General features: G+C 37.0%; 16 protein-coding genes, 1 tRNA gene and 1 pseudogene. 15 read left to right on the forward strand and 3 right to left on the reverse strand.

The window, feature by feature from the left end; genetic code table 11:
* Positions 1 to 88: 88 nt before the first annotated feature.
* From dnaE to GGR32_RS08680, 9 genes are all read left to right on the forward strand, one after another.
* Positions 89 to 4,474, forward strand: a complete 4,386-nt coding sequence (gene dnaE / locus GGR32_RS08640) for a DNA polymerase III subunit alpha (protein ID WP_183477800.1) — start codon at positions 89 to 91, stop codon at positions 4,472 to 4,474.
* A 3-nt stretch (positions 4,475 to 4,477) separates the two neighbouring features.
* The gene (locus GGR32_RS08645; protein WP_183477801.1) at positions 4,478 to 5,530 is read left to right on the forward strand and encodes an anhydro-N-acetylmuramic acid kinase; all 1,053 of its coding nucleotides are present in this window, start codon (positions 4,478 to 4,480) and stop codon (positions 5,528 to 5,530) included.
* Positions 5,531 to 5,599: 69 nt separating this feature from the next.
* A complete protein-coding gene (locus GGR32_RS08650) occupies positions 5,600 to 6,826 on the forward strand; it encodes a Glu/Leu/Phe/Val dehydrogenase (RefSeq protein WP_183477802.1) in 1,227 nt (408 codons plus the stop codon).
* 1 nt (position 6,827) lies between these two features.
* Positions 6,828 to 8,207 (forward strand): sodium:proton antiporter NhaD, encoded by a 1,380-nt coding sequence (gene nhaD, locus GGR32_RS08655; RefSeq protein WP_183477803.1) that lies wholly within the window; start codon positions 6,828 to 6,830, stop codon positions 8,205 to 8,207.
* Positions 8,208 to 8,278: 71 nt separating this feature from the next.
* The gene (locus GGR32_RS08660; RefSeq protein WP_183477804.1) at positions 8,279 to 8,974 is read left to right on the forward strand and encodes a MotA/TolQ/ExbB proton channel family protein; all 696 of its coding nucleotides are present in this window, start codon (positions 8,279 to 8,281) and stop codon (positions 8,972 to 8,974) included.
* A 1-nt stretch (position 8,975) separates the two neighbouring features.
* Entirely contained in the window at positions 8,976 to 9,365 is a 390-nt protein-coding gene (locus GGR32_RS08665) for an ExbD/TolR family protein (RefSeq protein ID WP_183477805.1), read from the forward strand.
* Positions 9,366 to 9,380: 15 nt separating this feature from the next.
* Positions 9,381 to 10,259: an energy transducer TonB gene (locus GGR32_RS08670; protein ID WP_183477806.1), complete on the forward strand. Its 879-nt coding sequence runs from the start codon at positions 9,381 to 9,383 to the stop codon at positions 10,257 to 10,259.
* A 15-nt stretch (positions 10,260 to 10,274) separates the two neighbouring features.
* Positions 10,275 to 11,492, forward strand: coding sequence for a bifunctional folylpolyglutamate synthase/dihydrofolate synthase (locus tag GGR32_RS08675; RefSeq protein ID WP_183477807.1), 1,218 nt, complete (start codon positions 10,275 to 10,277; stop codon positions 11,490 to 11,492).
* A 68-nt stretch (positions 11,493 to 11,560) separates the two neighbouring features.
* Positions 11,561 to 11,635: transfer RNA gene (locus GGR32_RS08680), tRNA-Val, on the forward strand.
* 116 nt (positions 11,636 to 11,751) lie between these two features.
* On the opposite strand, the gene GGR32_RS08685 is transcribed toward GGR32_RS08680, so the two are convergent.
* Together GGR32_RS08685 and gldJ are read right to left on the reverse strand one after the other, a co-directional pair.
* Positions 11,752 to 13,029, reverse strand: coding sequence for a UDP-N-acetylmuramoyl-tripeptide--D-alanyl-D-alanine ligase (locus GGR32_RS08685; protein ID WP_183477808.1), 1,278 nt, complete (start codon positions 13,027 to 13,029; stop codon positions 11,752 to 11,754).
* 90 nt (positions 13,030 to 13,119) lie between these two features.
* The gene (gldJ, locus tag GGR32_RS08690) at positions 13,120 to 14,793 is read right to left on the reverse strand and encodes a gliding motility lipoprotein GldJ (protein ID WP_183477809.1); all 1,674 of its coding nucleotides are present in this window, start codon (positions 14,791 to 14,793) and stop codon (positions 13,120 to 13,122) included.
* A 207-nt stretch (positions 14,794 to 15,000) separates the two neighbouring features.
* On the opposite strand from gldJ, the gene porU reads away from it, so the two are divergent.
* The 6 genes and pseudogenes from porU to GGR32_RS08720 all read left to right on the forward strand — a co-directional run.
* Positions 15,001 to 18,837: a type IX secretion system sortase PorU gene (gene porU / locus GGR32_RS08695; protein WP_183477810.1), complete on the forward strand. Its 3,837-nt coding sequence runs from the start codon at positions 15,001 to 15,003 to the stop codon at positions 18,835 to 18,837.
* Between the two features lie 112 nt (positions 18,838 to 18,949).
* Positions 18,950 to 20,122, forward strand: a complete 1,173-nt coding sequence (gene porV / locus GGR32_RS08700) for a type IX secretion system outer membrane channel protein PorV (RefSeq protein ID WP_183477811.1) — start codon at positions 18,950 to 18,952, stop codon at positions 20,120 to 20,122.
* Positions 20,123 to 20,256: 134 nt separating this feature from the next.
* Entirely contained in the window at positions 20,257 to 20,745 is a 489-nt protein-coding gene (cdd, locus tag GGR32_RS08705) for a cytidine deaminase (RefSeq protein WP_183477812.1), read from the forward strand.
* Positions 20,746 to 20,982: 237 nt separating this feature from the next.
* Positions 20,983 to 21,981 carry a pyruvate dehydrogenase (acetyl-transferring) E1 component subunit alpha gene (pdhA, locus tag GGR32_RS08710; protein ID WP_183477813.1) on the forward strand — a complete coding sequence of 333 codons (999 nt, stop codon included), beginning with the start codon at positions 20,983 to 20,985 and terminating at the stop codon, positions 21,979 to 21,981.
* Between the two features lie 6 nt (positions 21,982 to 21,987).
* Positions 21,988 to 23,613, forward strand: a complete 1,626-nt coding sequence (locus GGR32_RS08715; protein WP_183477814.1) for a pyruvate dehydrogenase complex dihydrolipoamide acetyltransferase — start codon at positions 21,988 to 21,990, stop codon at positions 23,611 to 23,613.
* 165 nt (positions 23,614 to 23,778) lie between these two features.
* Positions 23,779 to 24,318 (forward strand): annotated as a pseudogene (locus GGR32_RS08720) (YoaK family protein); the annotation flags it as partial.
* A gap of 151 nt (positions 24,319 to 24,469) precedes the next feature.
* Here the strand turns inward: GGR32_RS08720 and GGR32_RS08725 are convergent.
* Entirely contained in the window at positions 24,470 to 24,667 is a 198-nt protein-coding gene (locus GGR32_RS08725; RefSeq protein ID WP_183477816.1) for a PID-CTERM protein-sorting domain-containing protein, read from the reverse strand.
* Positions 24,668 to 24,718: the final 51 nt, after the last annotated feature.

Raw genomic sequence — 24,718 nt, forward strand, 5'->3', positions numbered from 1 at the left:
GGGCTTTTTTTGTGGATAAGTTTTCTTTCTAAAAACGGAAGTTATTTATACTTTTAATCTCTCTAAAAAACTCCCTAAGACAAAAGTTATGTACCTTATTTTTGATACCGAAACTACTGGATTACCAAAGCGTTGGGATGCTCCTATTAGCGATTCTGATAACTGGCCAAGGGCGATACAAATTGCATGGCAGTTGCATGATGAGCTCGGGCGATTGGTAGAACATCAGGATTTTCTTATCAAACCAGAAGGTTTTAATATTCCTTACGATGCTGAGCGTATTCATGGAATTTCTACAGAACTAGCCCAAGAAAAAGGTATTCCGCTTACCGAGGCTTTAGCACGATTTAATACTGCTTTGGCAAAAACAAAATTTGTAGTAGGGCAAAACGTAGGTTTTGATGTTAATATTATGGGAGCCGAATTTTTCCGCGAAAGCGTAGAAAATCAGCTTACAGAATTACCTGTACTTGATACTTGTACAGAGGTTACTGCAGAACTGTGTAGAATTCCAGGGGGAAGAGGAGGTAAATTTAAACTCCCAACACTTACCGAACTTCATGAGCATTTGTTTGGAGAGCCTTTTGCAGAAGCACATAACGCTACAGCCGATGTAGAGGCTACTACGCGTTGTTTTTTAGAATTGATACGTAAACGTGTTTATACAAGCGAAGAGCTAGATGTACCTGTAGATTATTTTGAGCGATTTGATCAGGAAAATCCACAGCCTATTCAGCTTATAGGATTAAAGCATATTAATCTTAAAAAAGCTTCTGATGAGATAAGAAAAACATTATCAAAAACAGAAGGTGCACCCGAGATTACAGCAGCCGAGATTCAAGAAAACATAGCCGAATTAGCACAAGCAGAATATGCACATTTACACGTACATACTCAATTCTCTATTTTGCAGTCAACAATAGATATGGCAAGCCTTGTTAAAACAACAGCAGAGAATAAAATGCCAGCCATTGCAATGACAGACCATGCAAATATGATGGGGGCATTTCACTTTGTAAACGAGGTCTCAAAATACAATAAAGCACTCGCAGAAAGAAAAAAAGAGGCAGAAGAGAAAGGAGAAGCATTTTCAGAAGTGGCTATTAAACCTATAGTGGGTTGTGAGTTTTTTGTTTGTGAAAATCATGAAGATAAAACTCGAAAAGACAACGGTTATCAAGTTGTGATGCTAGCCAAGAATAAAAAAGGCTATCATAACCTGGCAAAAATGTCTTCTATTGCTTATACCAAAGGTTTTTATTACGTTCCTCGTATAGATAAGCAAGTAATAGAAAATTACAAAGAAGATGTTATGGTACTTACAGGGAATTTATATGGAGAAGTTCCTAGTAAGATTTTAAATGTAGGAGAAAAACAAGCCGAAGAAGCATTGTTATGGTGGAAACAAACTTTTGGCGACGACTTGTATATAGAGCTAATGCGTCATGGTCAAGAAGATGAAAACCGCGTAAATGAGGTGCTGGTAAAGTTTGCAGAAACACATCAGGTAAAGCAAATAGCCACCAATAATATTTATTATACTCAAAAAGAGGACGCTAATGCTCATGATATCTTATTGTGTATAAAAGATGGAGAAAAGCAAGCCACACCAATAGGTAGAGGTAGGGGGTATCGCTACGGGTTGCCTAATCAGGAATATTATTTTAAATCTGCTCAGGAGATGAAAGATTTATTTAAAGACCTGCCAGATGCCATCACCAATATCCAAGAAATAATAGATAAGGTAGAACCTTTTGAATTGGCGCGTAGTGTACTTCTACCCGCTTTTGATATTCCAGAAAAATTTAAAGACCCTCAAGATGAAATAGACGGTAAAAAACGAGGGGAAAACGCTTACCTAAAGCATTTAACTTATGAGGGAGCAAAGGAGCGGTATGAAGAAATAACCCCCGAAATTGAAGAGCGTTTAGATTTTGAACTCTCTGTAATAGAAAAAACAGGATACCCAGGTTATTTCCTAATTGTTGAAGATTTTATCCGCGAAGCCAGAAAAATAGATGTATCGGTAGGGCCAGGTCGAGGGTCGGCAGCAGGAAGTGCAGTAGCATATTGCCTTAAAATAACCAATATCGACCCAATTAAATACGATTTGCTTTTTGAGCGTTTCCTAAACCCAGACCGTGTGAGTATGCCCGATATTGATATCGATTTTGATGATGAAGGGCGAGGTCGGGTAATAGATTATGTAATTGATAAATACGGGGCAAACCAGGTAGCTCAAATTATTACCTACGGCACCATGGCAGCAAAATCCTCTATTAGAGACACTGCTCGAGCATTAGACCTGCCGCTTAGTGATGCCGATAGAATTGCTAAACTGGTTCCAGATATGTCTAAGCTTTATAAAATTTTTGCCTTAGATGAAAAAGGAATTAAAAAGAAGTTTAAAAATGAAGATGTAGAAAAAATACAAGAACTTTTTAAAATTTCTGATGCAAGTAACCTTGAAGGCGAAACCGTTCGGCAAGCACGTATATTAGAAGGTTCGGTTAGAAATACAGGAATCCATGCCTGTGGAGTAATTATTACCCCAAGCGATATTACCGAACACGTTCCTGTTTCGGTAGCTAAAGATTCAGATTTATATGTTACCCAGTTTGATAACTCGGTGGTAGAAAGTGCAGGCTTGCTTAAAATGGACTTTTTAGGATTAAAAACTTTAACCCTAATAAAAGATACCGTAAAAATTGTAAAGGGTGTACATAATGTAGAGTTAGACCCTGATAGTTTTCCTTTAGATGATAAAAAAACATATGAACTTTTCCAGCGTGGAGAAACCGTAGGGATATTCCAATACGAATCTGTTGGGATGCAAAAACACATGCGGAATTTAAAACCAACGGTATTTGAAGATTTAATTGCAATGAATGCACTTTATCGTCCTGGACCAATGGAATATATCCCCGATTTTATTGCACGTAAGCATGGGGAGCAAGAAATTACTTACGATTTACCAGAGATGGAAGAATACCTACAAGATACTTATGGTATTACCGTCTACCAAGAGCAAGTAATGTTGCTTTCGCAGAAACTAGCAGGCTTTAGTAAAGGTGATGCCGATATGCTGCGTAAAGCCATGGGGAAAAAGATATTTGCATTGCTGGAAAAATTAAAACCACAGTTTCTTGGCGGAGGAGAAGAGCGAGGACATCCAAGAGAAGTTCTTGAAAAAATATGGAAAGATTGGGAGGCTTTTGCAAGTTATGCTTTCAATAAATCGCACTCTACGTGTTATGCTTGGATAGCGTATCAAACCGCTTATCTAAAAGCACATTATCCCGCAGAATACATGGCGGCTGTACTGTCTAATAATATGAATAATATTAAAGACGTTACCTTTTTTATGGAAGAATGTAAACGAATGAAACTTCCTGTTTTAGGTCCAGATGTAAACGAATCGTATTATAAATTTTCGGTAAATAAAGATAATGCTATCCGTTTTGGAATGGGAGCAATAAAAGGCGTAGGCGTGGGCGCTGTAGAAACCATTGTAAATAACCGTAAGGAAGAAGGGCACTATCGCTCGGTTTTTGACTTAGCAAAACGTATAGATTTAAGAGCAGCAAACAAAAAAGCTTTCGAAAACTTAGCTTTAGCTGGCGGTTTTGATGGTTTTGTTCCAACACATCGAGCGCAATATTTTCATGACGAAGGCGATGGCATTGTTTTTTTAGAAAAAGTAATAAAATATGCCGCTAAGTTTCAGGAAAATAAAAATTCTGCGCAAGTAAGTTTGTTCGGAGAAGCAAGCGAAGTGCAAATTCCAGAACCTGTTATTCCGCCGTGTGAAGAATGGCCTACCATGGTGAAGCTAAAGAAAGAAAAAGAGGTAGTAGGAATTTATATTTCAGGACACCCACTAGACGATTTTAAAGCAGAATTAAAATATTGTTGCAATGCAACTTTAGCAGATTTTTATAACATTAATACACAAGAAGGAAGAGAGCTAACCGTTGGTGGAATAATAACAGAAGTTACACACCTTACCGGAAAAACAGGCAGGCCGTTTGGTAAGTTTGTTGTAGAAGATTATAACGCTTCGCATGAATTTCTTATTTTCGGAGAAGATTACCTAAAGCACAGGCATTATCTTATTGCGAATAATTTTGTGCAGATAAAAATTTTTATTCAACCAGGCAGAATCGATAATAAAACAGGTAATAAGCTTCAACCTCGTGTAGTGTTTAGGAATTTTAAAGCTTTACACGATGTACTAAAAGATACCATACAAAAACTAACATTGCATTTTGAAATTAACAGTATTAACGAAAAACAAATAGAAGCCCTCAAGCAAACCTTAGAGCGCTACCAAGGCAACGCAATTGTTAATTTTATAATAGGAGCAAGTAAAAAACTAAAAGTAGAAATGCCTAGCCGAACCGTTAAAGTTGATATTTGTGCAGAACTATTGGCGGAATTAGATGAACAAAGTATGTATTATAAACTAAACTAAAAAATGAAAAAATACCATGTGTTAGGGGTAATGTCAGGAACTTCGCTCGATGGTATAGATGTCGCTGAGGTTGAACTTTCTTGTGTAAATGAAAAGTGGAATTATTCCTTTGGGAAAACAGCAACTTTTGCTTACCCAGCGCAATGGAAGCAAAAATTACAGAATGCCATTTTGTTGGATGATGATGCGCTATCGGAATTAAACCAGGCTTATACAGCATATTTGGCAGAAACAATTTTAACCTTTATACAAACCAATAAGCTAAAAACTATCAATGCTGTTTGTAGTCATGGGCATACGGTAAAACACCGTCCAGATCTAGGGTTTACGCTGCAAATAGGTAATTTGCCTGTTTTGGCAAAACAACTCCAACTTCCTGTGGTTTGTGATTTCAGAGTGCAAGATGTTGATCTAGGAGGGCAAGGAGCGCCTTTAGTGCCTATTGGTGATAGGTTGTTGTTTTTAGCGTATGAGTATTGCTTAAACTTAGGTGGTTTTGCAAATATTTCTTCAGAGCTTAACCAGCAAAGAATAGCTTATGATATTTGTGCTGTAAATACCGTATTGAATTTTTATGCGGAAAAACTAGGATTTCCGTATGATAATAAGGGAAGTATAGCTAAACGTGCTGTTGTTTCGTCTGCATTATTAGCTAGATTAAATGCACTTGATTACTATCAAAAATCAGCCCCAAAATCGTTAGGGATAGAATGGGTTACAAAACATATTTTTCCGATTTTAGAAGAATCTAAATGTTCTCCTGAAGTTATTTTAGCCACTTATACAAAGCATATTGCAGAACAATTGGCAAAAGAAATTCCTAAAGGAAGAGTTTTAGTAACAGGAGGAGGAGCTTATAATAAGCATTTAATAAACTTGCTAAAAAAAGAAACAAAAGCCTCTATCGAAATCCCTTCAAAACAATTATTAGAATATAAAGAAGTTTTAATCTTTGCGCTATTAGGGGTTTTAAAATTAGAAGGAAAAGTAAACGTATTGCAGTCGGTAACAGGGGCTACTTCCAACCATAGTTCAGGAAAAATATTTCTTCCATAAAATATAAAAGTTAAATTTTTTAACAAGTAGGCTTTGTTTATATTTGTACAACCTTAAAACTTAGCCTAAATGAAAGAATTACTTAAAAAATACGAAAATACACAACCAGAAATTGTTTTTAATTGGAAAGACTCAGAAACCGAAGCCGAAGGATGGGTAGTTATTAATTCCTTAAGAGGAGGAGCTGCCGGAGGAGGAACGCGTATGCGTAAAGGTTTGGATATGAATGAGGTACTTTCGTTAGCAAAAACAATGGAAGTGAAGTTTAGCGTAGCAGGACCTCCTATTGGCGGGGCTAAATCAGGAATTAATTTCGACCCAAAGGACCCGCGAAAGCAAGGCGTATTAGAACGTTGGTATAAAGCCATTACGCCGTTATTAAAACATTATTATGGGACAGGAGGAGACCTTAACGTAGATGAAATTCACGAAGTAATCCCTATTACAGAAGATTGTGGAGTTTGGCATCCGCAAGAAGGGGTTTTTGCAGGACATTTTAAACCTACCGAAGGAGAAAAAATAAACCGCATTGGTCAGTTAAGACAAGGCGTAATTAAAATTATCGAAAACCCTAAATATACTCCAGAAATTACTCGCAGGTATACCGTTGCAGACATGATAACCGGTTTTGGTGTGGCAGAGGCTGTAAAACATTATTACGATATTTACGGAGGAGATGTAAAAGGAAAAAAAGCCATTGTTCAAGGTTTTGGAAATGTTGGGTCGGCAGCCGCATACTATTTAGCACAAATGGGAGCAAAAGTGGTAGGGATTATCGATAAGGATGGAGGCCTAATTAGTGAAGAAGGCTTTAGCTTTGAAGAAATTAAATCTCTCTATTTAAACAAAAAAGGAAATACCTTGTATGCAGAAAACCTTATTCCTTCTGCAGCGTTAAACGAAAAAGTGTGGAGCTTAAATGCCGAGATTTTTGCTCCTTGTGCAGCCTCTAGATTAATTACAAAAGAGCAAATATCTTCGTTAATACAAGCAGGCTTAGAAGTGGTTTCTTGCGGTGCCAATGTACCGTTTGCAGATAAAGAGATTTTCTTTGGGAACATTATGGAATATACCGATGAGCGTACGAGCTTGATTCCAGACTTTATTTCAAACTGTGGGATGGCGCGTGTTTTTGCCTATTTTATGGAACAAAAAGTGAGCATGGATGATGAGGCCATTTTTAATGATGTATCAAACACCATAAAACAAGCACTCAAAAATACACATAAACAGCATAGTGCCACAACCGATATTAGCAAAACAGCTTTCGAGATTGCTTTAAAACAATTGGTGTAGCATGATAGCAATAATTATTGTAATATTTGTTCTAGGGTATCTTTGCATAACCCTAGAACATCCTTTAAAGCTAGATAAAGCAGTTCCTGCTTTGCTTATGGGAACTCTCATGTGGGCCATTTTAGCAATAGGGTTTAATTTGGGGTGGTTTTCTATTATCGATGCTCACGAGCATGTGTTTAATATTCATAAAGCAGATATAGCAGCACAACAAGAAGGTTTTAAATTAAACTTAATTCATCATTTTAGTGCAACAGCCGAAATCCTATTCTTCTTAATAGGCGCAATGACAATTGTAGAAATTATTGATTTACACCGGGGTTTTTCTATTATAAAAAATGGGATTACTACCAAAAGCAAACGTAAACTTCTTTGGACACTTGGAATTTTGGCCTTTGTGCTTTCTGCAATAATCGATAATCTTACCGCTACAATTATCTTGATTACCTTACTTAAAAAGATTTTGGTAAGAAGAAATTACCGATTATGGTTTGCTGGGATGATTATTATTGCCGCAAACGCAGGTGGAGCTTGGTCGCCCATTGGCGATGTAACCACAACCATGCTTTGGATAAATGGAAAAGTAACAGCCTTAGGACTTTCAGAATACGTTATTGCCCCTGCATTAGCTTGTTTTGTAGTGCCTTTTGTTATTGCAGGGGGCTTAAAACCTTTTCGTGGGAAAGCTATCCGTAAAGAATTAATTAGAGATACCAAAACACAGCGTTTATTAAGTAGCAGAACAATGCTATGGGTAGGAATTTCGGGAATTGTATTTGTTCCTATATTTAAGATGCTTACAGGGCTTCCGCCGTATTTAGGGATGATGTTTAGTCTTGCAGTGGTATGGCTTGTTTCAGAATATATAAAACCAGAAAAAAACTTACCGCAATCAGAAAAACATAGGTATTCTACTCATAAAGCATTATCTCGAATCGAGTTTTCTAGTATTTTATTTTTCTTAGGAATACTCTTGGCGGTTGCAGCTCTAGAAAGTTTAGTGTATGGTAGTATATCTGGGACAGAAGTAGGTACTTTACGTTATGTGGCAGAATCTATTTCTAAAACAGTTCCCAATATGGATGTGGTTGTTATTTTGTTAGGTGCTTTATCGGCACTTATCGATAATGTACCTATGGTTGCCGCAACTATGGGGATGTATACGTTTGAGGTAGATCACCCTATTTGGCATTTTATTGCTTATTCTGCAGGTACAGGAGGAAGCTTGTTAGTGATAGGTTCAGCAGCTGGTGTTGCTGCTATGGGGATGGAAAAAATCGATTTTATTTGGTACTTGAAAAAAATTACCTGGTTAGCTTTAGTAGGGTTTCTATCGGGAGCGTTATTATTTATTTTAATAGAAAAATTCTTTTATTCCTAAAAAGAAATTAGGCTTGCATAAAATTTATTGTTTACATTAGCGTTATTAATTGTAAACAAACACGAGCATCTATGTCTCTTTTAATTCAAGACCCTGCTGTAACAGAACAGGCGGCAGAACAACTTCAGGAAGAAAAAACACTTTCTTTTTTAGAATTAATACTTAACGGTGGGATTGCAGGAACTATCGTAATCGCAATTTTATTCGTATTGCTTATTGTAGCGGTATATATCTATTTTGAGCGAACATTTGCTATTAAATCGGCTTCTAAAACTGATAAAAATTTCATGAATCAGATAAAAGACAATGTGATGAATGGAAATATAGAAGCTGCAAAAATACGTTGTGCTCAAGAAGATTCTCCTGTGGCAAGGCTTACCGCTAAAGGAATTTCTCGTATTGGGAGTCCGTTAGAAGATATTAATACGGCAATAGAAAATGCAGGAAAACTAGAAGTATATAAATTAGAGAAAAATGTAAGTATTCTTGCAACCATTGCAGGAGCTGGACCCATGATTGGTTTCTTGGGTACGGTTATCGGGATGGTGTTGGCTTTTCATGAGTTAGCTACAAGCAGCGGGCAAGCAGAAATGGGCTCGCTGGCCGAAGGTATTTATATCGCAATGACAACTACAGTGGCCGGACTTATTGTAGGAATTGTAGCTTATATAGGTTATAACCATTTGGTGGTGAAAACAGATAAGGTAGTACACCAAATGGAAGCTACCGCAGTAGACTTTTTGGATCTTTTAAACGAGCCTGCTTAAGATGAATTTAAGAGGAAGAAATAAAGTAAGCCCAGAGTTTAGCATGTCGTCTATGACGGATATTGTTTTTCTCTTACTGGTGTTTTTTATGCTTACATCGCCTGTAATTACCCCAGAGGCATTAGATCTTATTTTACCAAAAGCAAAAGGTAAAACAACCAATAAACAGGATTTAGCTGTAAGCATAACAAAAGATTTATCTGTTTACATAAACGATAAAAAGATAGGGAAAAACCAGCTGGAATTAGAACTTCAAAAACAGCTTAAAGGTGTTGAAAACCCAACCATTATCTTAAGGGCCGAAGAAAGTGTGCCTATTCAAGATGCTGTGAATGTAATGGATATTGCAAAGCGCAATAGGTATAAAATTGTTTTAGCAGTAAAACCATAATAGGCAAGAGTAAACATGTCGTTATTTTCTACAAAATCTGAGAAAAAATCTTTTGGAATTACAACTGTAATAGCTGTATTATTACTGCTGTTTCTTATATTTTTTGGGTTTAAATATTTAGACCCACCTACAGAGAATGGAATTGCTATTAATTTTGGAACAACCGATACTGGTAGTGGAGATGTACAACCTACAACACCCGTAGAGGCGGCTCCACAGCCAGAAAATACTCCGCAACCAGAAACGTCAACTCCACAAACCACTCCAGATGTTACCGACGATGTAACTACACAAGAAGCGGAAGAGGCTCCTGTTATTGAGGAAAAGAAAGAGGAGCAAAAAATAGTAGAAAAACCTAAGGAAGAGCCTAAAAAAGAGGAAAAAGAGGAAGTAAAAGAAAAAACACCAGAAGAAAAACAACCAAAAGAAGAAGTTAAACCAGAACCTAAACCCGATAGGTCTACATCAGATGCGTTAAATAGCTTAATTAACGGGGCAAAATCTGATGGAAAAAAAACTACAGGAGAAGGAGATGATGCTTCTGGAGGAGATAAAGGAAACCCTAATGGTGACCCTAATGCAACTTCGTATTACGGACAAGGAAAAGGTTTAGATGGTGATGGAAACTATCGTCTAGGCGGCAGAAAAGCGCTGAATAAGGAAAAGTTTGTGCAAGATTGTAATGAGTCTGGTATTGTGGTGGTAAAAATAGAGGTAAACCAACAAGGACAAGTAATTAGTGCTACACCAGGGGTGAAAGGGACAACCAATACCAATCCGTGTTTACTTAATCCCGCGAAAAAAGCTGCTTTAGCCACTAAGTTTAATAGCGATGCTGATGCGCCGATAAAGCAAGTTGGAACAATAATTTACGAGTTTAAACTTTCCGAATAATAACATAACGTATTTATGAATTATCAAGAAACGTTGGAATGGATGTTCCAGCAGTTGCCTATGTACCAAAGGCAAGGTAAGTCGGCATTTAAAAAAGACCTTACCAATATCAAGGCTTTTTGCGAGCATTTAAATCATCCCGAAAAAAACTTTAAAAGTATCCATATAGCAGGAACCAACGGAAAAGGTTCTACAAGCCACATGCTGGCGTCTGTACTACAAGAAGCAGGATATAAGGTAGGTTTATATACTTCTCCGCATCTTAAAGATTTTAGAGAACGAATTAAATGCGGGGGAAAAGAGGTTTCGGAAGAATTTGTTGTAGAGTTTATACGTGCCAATAAGTGTTTTTTAGAAACCCAAAAGCTTTCTTTTTTCGAAATGACTGTTGCCATGGCGTTTCAGTATTTTTCTGCTCAAGAAGTAGATGTGGCTATTGTAGAAGTAGGTTTAGGCGGGCGTTTAGATTCTACCAATATTATTCTGCCAGAATTATCGGTAATTACCAATATTGGCTTAGACCATACACAATTTTTAGGAAATACATTGGCGGAAATTGCGAAAGAAAAAGCGGGTATTATTAAAGAGTATATCCCCGTAGTTATTGGGCAATCTCATGGTGAAACTCGTTTTGTATTTGAGCAAATGGCAGCTTCTAAAAACGCTTCAGTCTTTTTTGTTGATCAAGAAAAAGAATTTCTTTATCCATTAGATTTAAAAGGAAGTTATCAGCAAAAAAATGCAAGAACGGTGTTACAATGTATAAATGTCTTAAAAACAAAAAACTTTTATATTTCAGACGAAGCAATAAAACTCGGCTTGGCACATGTGGTTTCTAATACAGGACTTAAAGGGCGTTGGCAAATTCTGCAAGAGCAGCCTATGGTGATTTGTGATACCGCTCATAATTATGATGGACTTTGTATTGTTATGGAGCAATTAAAGGCTTTGCCTAAAAAAGAATTACATATTGTTTTGGGAGTGGTAACAGATAAGGATTTGGGGAGTATTTTGCCTTTATTTCCTAAAGATGCTAGGTATTATTTTTGTAGACCTCATATTCCTCGAGGTAAAAATGCAGCGGAATTAGCAGCGGAAGCAAAAAAATATAATTTACATGGAAAAATATTTCCATCGGTAAAAAAAGCCTATAGTGCTGCTTTTCAGTGTATTGGAAAGGATGATGTTCTCTATGTAGGCGGAAGTACATTTACAGTTGCAGAAATTATTTAAAAAAAATCGTTTTTTTTCTTTGTAAACTAAAAAAAGGTCTTATATTTGCATCCGCAATCAAGCAGTAAGGGCGCGTAGCTCAGTTGGTTCAGAGCACTTGGTTTACACCCAAGGGGTCAGGGGTTCGAATCCCTTCGCGCCCACAAAAAAATCCGAAAGATAACTTTCGGATTTTTTTATTTATAAAAAAGACTTTGTAGGATTATTTAATATAATAGTGTAGGTTTCCAATTTTTTGGAAACCTATGTTTATTTATGCTTATAATAAGTCTAAAGCTCTTTCAAGTTGCATTCCTCGAGAACCTTTGATTAGGATAGTATTTTCCTGATACCTATGTTGGGTTAAATAATCTGCTAATGCTTCGTAATTTTTAAACTTTTTTACTTTAGTGCTTTTTGCTTGGTAAAAATGAGTTCCGCAGACTAACATTTCAGAGAAGTTGTATTCTTCTAGTAAATCGATAATTTTTTGATGCTCTAATTCGCTGGTGTTGCCTACTTCAAACATGTCGCCAAGAATTACAGTTTTATTGTTTTTAGAGATGGCGTTGAGGTTTTTCAGTGCAGCCTCCATGCTTGTAGGGTTGGCGTTGTAAGCATCAAGAATAATATAATTGCCGTTTTTGTTGATAATTTGAGACCTGTTGTTTGTTGGCGTATAGTTTTCTATAGCTGTTTTAATGTCTTTTAAAGGAACTTTAAAGTGTAGGCCTATGCTTATGGCTGCGGCAATATTTTTGGCGTTATAAAGCCCTATTAAGCGACTTTGAATACGAAGATTGTTTGTGTTTATGCTAACAAACGGATTTACCTCATGAAGTTTTATTTGATAATTGCTTTTAAGTGCTGTTTCGCTAAAACTAATTACTTTCCCGTTTTTGCTTTGTTCTACTTGAATTTTATCATCTAGATTGATAAAGATAGCTAGGTTATTTTTAATTAAATAATCGTAGAGTTCGCTTTTTCCTTTGATAACCCCTTCAAACCCGCCAAAACCTTCTAAGTGTGCTTTCCCGAAATTAGTTATGTACCCGTAGTTAGGTTGGGCTATGGTGCATAGAAACTCTATTTCTTTCTGATGATTAGCGCCCATTTCTACAACTCCTATTTCGGTTTCGGTTGTCATGCTTAACAAGGTGAGCGGTACGCCAATGTGGTTGTTTAAATTGCCTATTGTGGCTTGCGTGTTAAATTTTTGCTGTAATACGCTTGTAATTAGTTCTTTTGTGGTGGTTTTTCCGTTGCTTCCTGTTATCGCAATTATAGGGATGTCAAGCTGATTTCTGTGAAATTTTGCGAGTTCTTGTAGGGTTTTTAAGCTGTTATCTACAAGAATGTATTTTTCGTTTATAGCGAAATCTTTATCATCTATAATAGCCATAGAAGCTCCTTTTTCTATGGCTTCTTTTGCAAATTTATTTCCATTAAAGTTACCTCCTGATAGTGCAAAAAATAAGTTCCCCTTGGTTATATTTCTTGTGTCTGTAGATACTCCTGTGCTGTTTAGGAATATTTGATGTAGTTTATCTAGGCTCATAAAATAACAATGTTTTCTAAGGGTATAAAGATAAAAAAAGCCTTTTGAAATTTAATTCCAAAAGGCTTTTGATTCAATATTGTAATTTGCTTAATTTCTAGCTTTCTTTCCTTTTTGAGATTTAGATCCAACTCTAGACATTGCGTTTCTGAAGCCGATATAATCGGTAGCCATATCTTGAGGGAAGTATCTACGCTGTGCTGGGTCTAACCAGTAAGCGATATCTCTCCAAGAACCTCCTTTGTAAACGCGTACTTCATTGTTGATTAATGTTGTACGTTCAGACGATTGGTCGTAATTTCTAGAAAGTGTTGCGTTTCCGGTAGAGTCTGTTATTGTAGCAACTTCATGCTCTGGAGAGTTGTACATTCTTTTTCCTCCTTCTAAAGCTACGCTTTGGTCTCTGTAGTAGCGAGAAGATTGCTTATCTCCATCTCTAAAGTCTCTGTTGTCACTTTGAGAAAATTGAGTTCTTAAGTAGGTGTCTTCTTCTGTAACAGCTACTTGTTTTATTTCTCCTGGTAAAGCTCTTGCTACAATAGCGCCATTGCTTAATGTGTCGTATTGGATATTGTCTGTCGTAATAACTTCTACAGTACCATCTTGCCCAATAGCATTTTTAGTATAAACGTTACCTCTATAGTAGTTGAAATCGTTGTATTTTCCGTCAACTATTGGTCGGTAAACATCGGCAACCCATTCTGCAACGTTACCTGCCATATCGTATAATCCAAAATCGTTTGGAGGGTAACTTTTTATTTCGGCAGTAATGTCTGCATTATCATCACTCCATCCAGCAATACCTCCGTAATCACCTTTTCCTTGCTTAAAGTTGGCTAATTGATCACCTCTAGTTTTTCTGTTTCCGTTACGTGTATATTGTCCGTCCCAAGGGTATTTTTTTCTACCTCGGTATTTGTTGTATTCTCTTAAGCTAGATAATCCAAGAGCTGCATATTCCCATTCCGCTTCGGTAGGAAGTCTGTATGCAGGAAGTAGGACACCGTCTTTACGTTGTACATATTTGTGTGTAGTATCTTGGTCTATAACCTGTACTAATCTGTCGCCAGCTTTTCCTCCACGGATTAAAGAATCATTACCACCGTATACTTTTGTAGGTGCATTGATGTAGGTGTCTGTGTTGAAAGAGGTGTTTGCATCGGTTTTATATTTTGCATCTCTAGCAGTATAGCCTTTTTCTCCTAAAATCATTTCGTTTACACGGTCGGTTCTCCATTTACTAAATTCGGTTGCTTGAATCCAGTTTACACCAACAACAGGGTAATTTTGGTAGGCAGGGTGACGCAGGTAATTGTTTGTCATTGTTTTATTGTAACCAAGACGATTTCTCCAAACTAAAGTATCAGGAAGTGCTCCTACATAAATGTTTTTGTAATTTTCTTCTTCTGGTGGGAAAGTCATTTTTAACCAGTCTAAGTACTGTAGGTACATGCGGTTGGTTACTTCAGTTTCGTCCATGTAAAACGACTGTACGTGCTGTTGTGTTGGTGTGTTGTTCCAGTCGTGCATTACGTCGTCTTGAACACGTCCCATAGTAAAAGTACCACCTTCTATAAATACTAAACCAGGTCCTGTTTCTTGACCTTTATAATCGGTTTGATATTTCATAGATCCGCCTTTTCCGTCTAATCGCCATCCGGTAGCACGCGAATTGTTTTCGTAATCGTTCGAGTTGTTGCAGCCAACAAGTACGCCAGCAACAAGAACTGTAAAAAAGGATTTAAGAGCAAAATTGAATCTCATAGTTACAATAAGTTTGTAAATTTTAGGCTTGCAATATAATAATTAACGCTAAATTAACAAGTTTATTTTAAGAAATATGTAAAACTTGGTAATCTTTATGCGCTGGTTCTTTAAAACGTTAATAAAATAATATTAGTATGTTTTGTTATAAATAATTTAATTTGTGCTAATATACTACAATTATTTTATTAGCGTTATTAGTCTAGCATGAAGTTTTTTTATACATTTTTTTTATTAAGCTGTTGCGCTGTAGTTTTTGCACAACAGAAGTCTTTTACTCTTATTTGGGATAATCAAAAGCAAATTTCTTTTGATAAAAATCAATTCATTGTTCCTGGATTTCAAGACGAATATTTTTTTTACAGTGTAGATAAACAGCAGGTTTTGTTTACTGCACAATGGCAAGCAACCCAGAATGAAGGCGGTGTAAAACTAACACAAGTAGCCTATCAAGACATCGGAGATAATTTTTTGGAAAATATTAACATAAATGAGCTGCCGCTTCAGCCTGTATTAAGCTTAGAAACTCATAATGCGCGGAATAAAAAATACACTAGTTTATCGGTAACGCCTCTAGTCCGCCAGAACGGACAAGTAAAAAAAATTACTTCTTTTAGCGTTTCTTATACCGTAGGCGGAACAAACGCCCGTTTTGCTAATCAATTTACCCAGCAACAGGGGATTGTAAATTCTGTTTTAGCTTCTGGAGATTGGTATAGGTTTTATGTAAAAGAAACAGGAGTGCATAAAATTTCGAGAAACTTTTTAAGGAACTTAGGGATGGATGTAAGTGCTATAAATCCACAAACCATTAAAGTTTATGGGCACGGCGGGGAGATGCTTCCGTTAGCAAATGCAATTCCACAAGATTATGATATTCCAGAGATTGCTATACAAATAGTAGGAGGAGAAGACGGAAGCTTTGATGAAAACGATTATGTGTTGTTTTATGCTTCAGCGGCTAATCAGCATTGGAATGATGAGAGTAAAACCTTCCAGAACCTATATGCCGATAAATCGTATTATTACATCACAACTACGGGCGGGGCAGGTAAGCGTGTACAAACTTATGTAGAGCCTACTGCAAATGCAACCACGGTTATTGACCGTTTTGATGATGTTCAGTTTTACGAAACCGATTTATACAACATCGCAAAAACGGGAAGAAGATGGCTTGGTGACCGTTTTGATGTAGAAAATGAACGTACTTACGAGTTTTCTTTCCCGAATTTAATCACTACAACACCTATTCGTTATGGCGTGGGAGCTGGGAATGCATCGGCTTCGACCACTTCAATGCGTGTTGCTTTAAACGGAGAAGAAGTTGGGAGTTTAAACTTTTCGGCAATAACCGATGCTATTTATGGGCGTTATGCTTATGTGGCGGGAAATCACTCGGTATCTTCAGGCGATATAAGTGCGAAGCTAACGTACCATAATAATGGCAATCCGTCCAGCTTAGCTTATTTAGATTATATTTTTATCGAAGCCCAACGTGCTTTAAAAGTGGAAGATAAATCCTTGAAATTTCAATATAAACAAGCAGCAACATTGCCAGGAGTAGGGCAATATCAATTACAAAACACTCAACAGGTAACCCAGATTTGGGATGTAACCAACCCACAGCAAATTGCAAGTATTCAAAATACAAATGCAGCAAGTACAATGCAGTTTAAAGCAAATATGGGAGAGTTGCGTACTTATATTGCTTTGTTGAATGATTATTATCGACCCTATAAAGATGCTAATGCCAAGGTGGAAAATATTAACCTTAAAGGAAATATTTTTACCGATGCACAAGGAAATTTTACCGATGTAGATTACCTTATGGTGACGTCTAAAGAACTTTTGCCGCAAGCCATGCGTTTGGCAAATTATAGAAGCACAACCGATAACCTTAATATAAAAGTAGTGCTAGACCAAGATATTTATACAGAGTTTAATTCGGGGAAACAGGATATTGCCGCGATAAGAAATTTTGTAAAATATATTTATGATAATGCTTCTAGTAACGAGAAGCGGATTAAATACTTGTGTTTGTTTGGTGATGCCTCGGTAGATTATAAAGACAGACTTCAGAACAATAATAATATTATTCCAACCTACCAGCACTTAGGCGGTTTATCGTTTTCTGTAAGTTCTAGCACAACGGCTTCCGATGATTTTTTTGGGATGTTAGATGCTAATGAAGGAAGTATGAATTCCGCAGAAAAACTAGATATTGCTGTGGGAAGAATTTTAGCAGATAACCCGCAGTTAGCAAAAACATTGGTAGATAAAATTATCGCTTATGAGGGAAGAGATTCCTATGGAGCTTGGCGGAATAATTTTGTATTGATTTCGGACGATCCCGATAAAGAAAGTGATAAAAACCTACAATTTGTGTTGGACGGTGTTGGTGATGAAATATCGGAGAAAAAACCATTTATTAACGTCAAAAAAATCCATGCCGATGCTTATGTACAAGAATCTTCCTCTGGAGGCGATAGGTATCCGCAAGTAAACCAGGCGATTAATGAAGCCATAGAAGTAGGTGCATGTGTTGTAAATTATTTAGGTCACGGAGGCGAAACTGGCTTAGGGCACGAGCGCTTTGTAACCTTAGAAGGAATTAAACAATGGCAAAACGAAAATAAATACAATGTATTTGTAACGGTAACTTGCGAGTTTACACGTTTTGATAATCCTTATGTGGTATCTCCAGGCGAAGAGAATTTATTTAATACCAAAGGAGGTTCTGCAGCAATGGTTTCTACCATTCGTACCATAAGTATAAATACAGGGCAAACATTTAATCAGGTTTTTGCACCTTTTCTTTTCGATTATGAAGATAATTATATCAGCGTAGCCGAGTCGGTACGTTTAGGAAAAAACAGCGTTTCATCTGCCGATAGGAGAACCATTTTTTATTTTGGAGATCCCGCCATGAAACTTTCGTTAGCAAAACCAAAAATTAACCTTACGGCGATAAATGATGTGCCTATTGCACAAAGCCAAGACACGCTAAAAGCCTTGAGTAAAGTAAAACTCTCTGGGGAAGTGGTAACAGAAAACGGAAGCTTGCTGCAAAACTATAATGGCGAGCTGTCTACCGTTATTTTTGATAAACGTATTAAACGAAAAACCTTAGGGAACGATGGGACTACCTCAAATGGAGAATTGGTAATTATGGAGTTTACCACGCTAGGGGAAATTATCTTTAGAGGAAAAGCATCTGTAAAACAAGGAAAGTTTGATATTGAATTTGTAGTGCCCAAAGATATAAGTATTCCAGTAGGAGACGGGCGTGTAAGTTTCTATGCGATTCAGGACGGAGTACTTCTAGATAATCGAGGCTATAACAATGCTATTTTGGTAGGAGGCTTAAATGAAAACGCTCCAGAGGATAATAAAGGACCCGAAATTGAGTTATATATGAATGACGAGAATTTTGTAAATGGAGGAATTACAAACCACTCTCCTTATATTTTAGCAAAACTCTCTGATGAAAATGGAATTAACACCGCCAGCGGAATAGGGCACGATTTAGTTGCCATTCTTGATGACGACGAAACAAATCCTTACGTTCTTAACGATTATTATGAAACCGAAATGGACGATTATACCAAAGGAACCGCTTATTATAAGTTGCGTGATTTGGAAGAAGGCTTACACACCTTAAAATTTAGAGCTTGGGATGTATACAACAATTCAAGCACTGCCGAGATTCAGTTTGTGGTAGCTGGAAAAGATGAACTGAAAATCACCAATGTACTCAATTATCCTAATCCGTTTCATAATTATACAGAATTTTGGTTTAATCACAACCGCCCTTTCGAGCCTTTAGAAGTGCAAGTACAAGTGTTTACGGTAACAGGAAAAGTAGTCTGGACGGCCAACAGGTTAATAACCACCAGTGGTTTTCTTTCTAGAGATATTAGTTGGGATGGTAAAGATGATTTTGGCGATGCTATAGGGAAAGGAGTATATGTTTATAAACTTACCGTAAAGTCAACATTAACCAATAAAAAAGTAGAAAAATATGAGAAGCTAGTTATTCTTTAGTAGAAAAATAATATTTCTTTAAAAAACAATTTACAAAGCCATTTTCAAAATCTATTTAAAGCGTTTCTTTAATTAAATGAAACCTATATATTTGCCAAACATTTATTAAAACATGAAAAAACTAACATTATTAACCCTAATCAGCTTCGTAGCTGTTTCTAATTTTGCAATAGCACAGCAGGATAACAGGAGAGTAATTACAACAGGAGTTCCTTTTTTACTCGTTTCGGGCGATGCGCGTGCATCGGGTATGGGAGACATGGGGGTAGCTACACCCGTAGATGCCTTTTCACAACAATGGAACCCCGCAAAATATGCATTTGCAAAATCAAAACAAGGCGTAGGTGTATCTTATGTTCCTTACCTTAGGCAATTAGTAACCGATATTAATTTAGGTGTACTTACCTATTATAACCGTCTTAACGAGCGTAGTGCCGTAGCTGGGAGCATTCGTTACTTTGGGCAAGGAGAAATTGAATTGAGGCAAACACCAGATGAAGCACCTCAAATTGTAAAACCTAACGAGTTTGGGTTAGACCTTACGTATGCCTTACGTTTAAGCGAGCATTTTTCTATGGCTGTTGGCGGGCGTTTTATCAGTTCAAACCTTAAAATACCCGATGTAAACGGCGATGCCTCTGCAGCAAATACTTTTGGGGTAGATATTTCTGCTTTTTACCAAAGTGAAGAGATTTTTTATAACGATTTTAACGGCCGTTGGCGTGGAGGTATCAATATTTCTAACATAGGTCCTAAATTAAAATACGACGATGGTGGAGACGATAGTTATTTACCAACCAACTTTAAAGCAGGAGTAGGATTCGATTTTATTCTAGATGCTTCAAATACCATTGGCGTATATACAGAGTTTAACAAGCTTTTAGTGCCAACGCCTCCAAAATTAGAATATGATGAAAATAATCAATTAACAGAAGGCTCCCAAAACGACCTTTATAAATACCATAACAAAAGCCCAATAGGAGCCGTGTTTTCTTCTTGGGGAGATGCGCCAGATGGTTTTAAAGAAGAGCTAAAAGAATTTACGTGGGCAATAGGAGCAGAATATTGGTACGAAGATAGCTTTGCTTTCCGTGCAGGATATTTTAGCGAAGCCGAAGATAAAGGGTTTAGAAAATTTGCAACAATAGGAGCCGGATTTAAATACTCTATGATTAATATAGATGCTTCTTACTTGTTTTCTACCTCAAAAATAAACAACCCGCTAGAAGGAAGTTTACGCTTTAGTCTTACCTTCAATTTTGGAGATGAGTATGTAGAATACTAAAACAAAACAAATAGATAAGCTATTTAAAAGTGCCAAGTTTAACTTGGTACTTTTTGTTTTAAACCATTTTGTCATCAAACTTGTGTTTTTTTATGTACTTTTAATTTCATAAAAGTTATTTAGTTAGAAACTCGATGGAAGAACGAAAAATAGAAACTACCTATACGGTATATGCCCATGTAGGAGAATTAGAACAAGCCGAACAAACCTTGATGCAAAAAGCTGCCGAAGCCAGAGATAAAGCCTATGCACCGTATTCTAAATTTAATGTGGGGGCCGCTATTCTTCTTTCTAGTGGAGCCATAGTTACTGGGAGCAACCAAGAAAACGCAGCATATCCCTCTGGCTTATGTGCCGAGCGAACGGCTATATACTATGCCGGCGCTAATTTCCCTAACGATACCATAGCGAAAATTGCCATTACCGTAAAATCAGAAACTACAGCCGTAAACTCACCAGCTTCGCCGTGCGGAGCATGTAGGCAAGCCATTGCAGAGTACGAGTTTAAACAAAAACAACCTATAGAAATAATCTTTATGGGAGAAACAGGAGAAGTCTATAAAGTTAATTCCCTAACCACTCTTTTACCCTTTACTTTTAATAGCTCATACCTTAAAAAATAATAAGCTAGATTTAATGCAATTCTATTTTTGCATTAATATAGTTTATATTACTTTTGTTCTTGCTCTTGTAATAAAATTAGAAGTGTTTTTTTGAGGAAAATAAAGAAGCCTACCTAAATATAAAAAGCAATAGCAGTTGAATACTTGAAAATTGCACTTTGTTTTTTAGCACCAAAAGCGCATTTTTTTTTGAAATCAATAAAGGTTTAGCAATAAGCCATTTAAAAAGAATTACAGATGAGAGAAATCACCAAAGAGACCTACCTAAATTGGTACGAAGAAATGTTGTTTTGGCGTAAGTTTGAAGATAAACTTGCCCAAGTATACATACAACAAAAAGTAAGAGGTTTTTTACACCTATACAATGGTCAAGAAGCTATTTTGGCAGGAGCTTTACATGCAATGGATTTAACCAAAGACCGCATGATAACCGCTTACCGTAACCACGTACAACCCATAGGAATGGGGGTAGACCCTAAACGTGTAATGGCAGAATTATACGGTAAAGCAACAGGAACTTCGCAAGGCTTAGGAGGCTCTATGCATATTTTCTCTAAAGAACATCGCTTTCACGGAGGGCACGGTATTGTAGGAGGTCAAATCCCTTTAGGAGCAGGAATGGCGTTTGGTGATAAATATTTTAACCGCGATAACGTAACCCTTACTTTTTTTGGCGACGGAGCAGCACGCCAAGGTACTTTGCACGAAACCTTCAACATGGCCATGAACTGGAAACTACCTGTTGTGTTTTGTGTAGAAAATAACGGTTACGCTATGGGAACCTCTGTGCAACGAACCGCAAATCACGAAGACATTTGGAAACTTGGTCTAGGTTACGAAATGCCATCTGGACCAGTAGACGGTATGAACCCAGAAAAAGTAGCTGAAGCTTTTGATGAAGCTATAGAACGAGCGCGTACCGGAGGAGGGCCAACTTTCTTAGATATAAAAACTTACAGGTACCGAGGGCATTCTATGAGTGATGCACAAAAATACCGTACAAAAGAAGAAGTAGAAGAATACCAAAAGTTAGACCCAATAACACAAGTTTTAGAAAAAATTAAAACCAACGCTTGGGCAACAGAAGAAGAAATAAAAACAATCGATAAACGCGTTAAAGACCGCGTTAAAGAATGTGAGCAGTTTGCAGAAGAATCAGATTACCCAGACACTAGCGTGATGTACGATTCTGTATACGAGCAAGAAGATTATCCTTTTTTACCACATAAACTATAAAATATTATGGCAGAAATTATCAATATGCCTCGCCTAAGCGATACGATGGAAGAAGGCGTAGTAGCTAAATGGTTGAAGAAAGTTGGAGATAAAGTAGAAGAAGGTGATATTTTAGCCGAAATAGAAACCGATAAGGCTACGATGGAATTCGAATCTTTTTACGAAGGAACATTGTTGCACATTGGAATAGAAGAAGGCGAAGGAGCTCCTGTAGATGCATTATTGGCGGTTATAGGAGAAGAAGGAGAAGACATAACAGCTATTGTTAATAAAAACGAAGCTTCTAGTTCGGGTGAACAAACACAAACAGCACCAGAAGAAACAGAAACACCAAACACCACCCAAGCTGCCGAAATCCCAGCAGGAGTAGAAGTAGTAACCATGCCGCGTTTAAGCGACACCATGGAAGAAGGAACTGTTGCGACATGGCTGAAAAAAGTTGGCGATAAAGTAGAAGAGGGAGATATTTTAGCCGAAATAGAAACCGATAAAGCTACGATGGAGTTCGAGTCTTTTTATGAAGGTACTTTGCTTCATATCGGAATTCAAGAAGGCGAAAGCGCTCCTGTAGATAATGTATTGGCAATAATAGGTCCAGAAGGAACCAATATTGATGCAGTGTTAACAGGTGTAAACCAAGGAGGAAAACCTAAACAAGCTTCTGCTACTTCTACCAAAGAAGAAGAAAAAACAGAAACAACCACAAGTACACAAAAAGACGACCAAGCAAGCAATAATAAAGGAAGGATTTTTATTTCTCCGTTAGCGAAAAAAATGGCCGAAGATAAAGGCATTGATTTAACAGAAGTAAAAGGAACAGGAGAAAATGGACGCATTGTTAAACGCGACATAGAAAACTATTCGCCTGCTGTAAAAGCTGCTGTTGAAACAACTACCAAAAAAGCTGAAGAAGCACCAGCACCAGTTCAAATATATACACCAGCAGGAGAAGAGCATTTTGATGAGGTTAAAAACTCTCAAATGCGTAAAACCATTGCTAAGCGTTTATCAGAATCTAAATTTACAGCGCCACATTATTACCTAACTATAGAGTTAGACATGACAAATGCAATGCAATCGCGTAAACAAATTAATGCTTTGCCAGATGTTAAAGTTTCTTTTAACGATATGGTGATAAAAGCATCAGCAATGGCATTGAGAAAACACCCACAAGTAAATACACAATGGACAGATAACGCAACGCGTATAGCTAAGCATATACACGTAGGTGTAGCCGTAGCCGTAGATGAAGGCTTGGTAGTTCCGGTGCTTAAATTTGCAGACCAAATGACCATGACTCAAATTGGCGGTCAGATAAAAGATTTAGCAGGAAAAGCGCGTAACAAAAAGCTGCAACCATCAGAGATGGAAGGAAGTACTTTTACGGTATCTAACTTAGGTATGTTCGGAATACAAGAATTTACCAGTATTATCAATCAACCAAACTCCGCTATCCTATCAGTGGGGACTATTGTAGAAAAACCGGTGGTGAAAAACGGAGAGATTGTAGTAGGCAATACAATGAAGGTAACTTTAGCTTGTGATCATCGCACTGTTGATGGCGCAACAGGAGCACAATTCCTACAAACCTTTAAACAATACATGGAGAGCCCTGTAACTATGTTAGCATAAACAGGCGTGGAGTATAAATAAATCACTTTACCATAACACAAAGAGGCTGCTATTTATAGCGGCCTCTTTGTGTTTTATTGCTTTATAAATAGAAGCTTTTTAAAGTACATGAAAATTAGTGGATTGTTTTCTATATGCTTATTTTTAGGGTAAACTTGAATTAAAATGTTTCGTCATCAAGGGAAGAAAGGAACATTAAAACATAATTTACAGATAGCAATCGTTTTATCTTTTGTTGCAGGAATTGTTAATGTAACGGGTTTTTTGGCATTTCATCAATTAACAACCAATGTTACAGGGCATTTTGCCCTGTTTATTAACGATGTGGCAGATTTTAAATTCTGGCGAGGAACCGTTTACTTCTTGTATATCCTAGCATTTCTTTTAGGCTCTTTTATTTCTAGTTTTTTGATAGAAAAGTTTAAAGCGAATAAAAAAACAAATGTTTTTGTTTTTTCCACCTTGATTGAGGTTGTGACTTTAGTAATTATAGCATTAATAGGCGATGTTTCTGCTGTAAAATATCCAGATCTAATTGTTTGTACTTTATTATTTACAATGGGGTTGCAAAATGCTTTAGTTACCAAAATATCCAATGCTGTTGTAAGAACAACACACCTTACAGGCTTGTTTACAGATTTAGGTATAGAGCTTACTCAATTATTATTTCCTACGGCGTACCCTAACCGGCATAAAATAAAGCAAACCTAATTGATGCAAAGACGCACTTCCACTGGATTTACAGCTATTCCTGTAAAACTGTTGGTTGTGTTGCGAACATCTATTACCCCATAAAAACAACAAGACCGCTCTCTATAATTAGAGAACGGCCTTGAAGAACTTCAGTTATGAATTCTTATTTGTTTTGACGCAATTTACGGATGCCATACACTGCTCCCGCAGCAATAGCTACCCCTATAAACCCATCGATAGGAGAAGTAGGGGTTTCATCATCTACATCTCCAGGGAATCCTGGAGGTGTAGCATAGGCTAAAGGCATGGTTAAAAACAGGATTAACACTGCGATAAAACGGATTTTACTTTTATTATTCATGATTGATAATTTTATTAGTTGATGATTAATTTATGTGTACCGCTTGTGGTT

This window comes from Mesonia hippocampi (assembly GCF_014197445.1).
Lineage (GTDB): Bacteria > Bacteroidota > Bacteroidia > Flavobacteriales > Flavobacteriaceae > Mesonia > Mesonia hippocampi.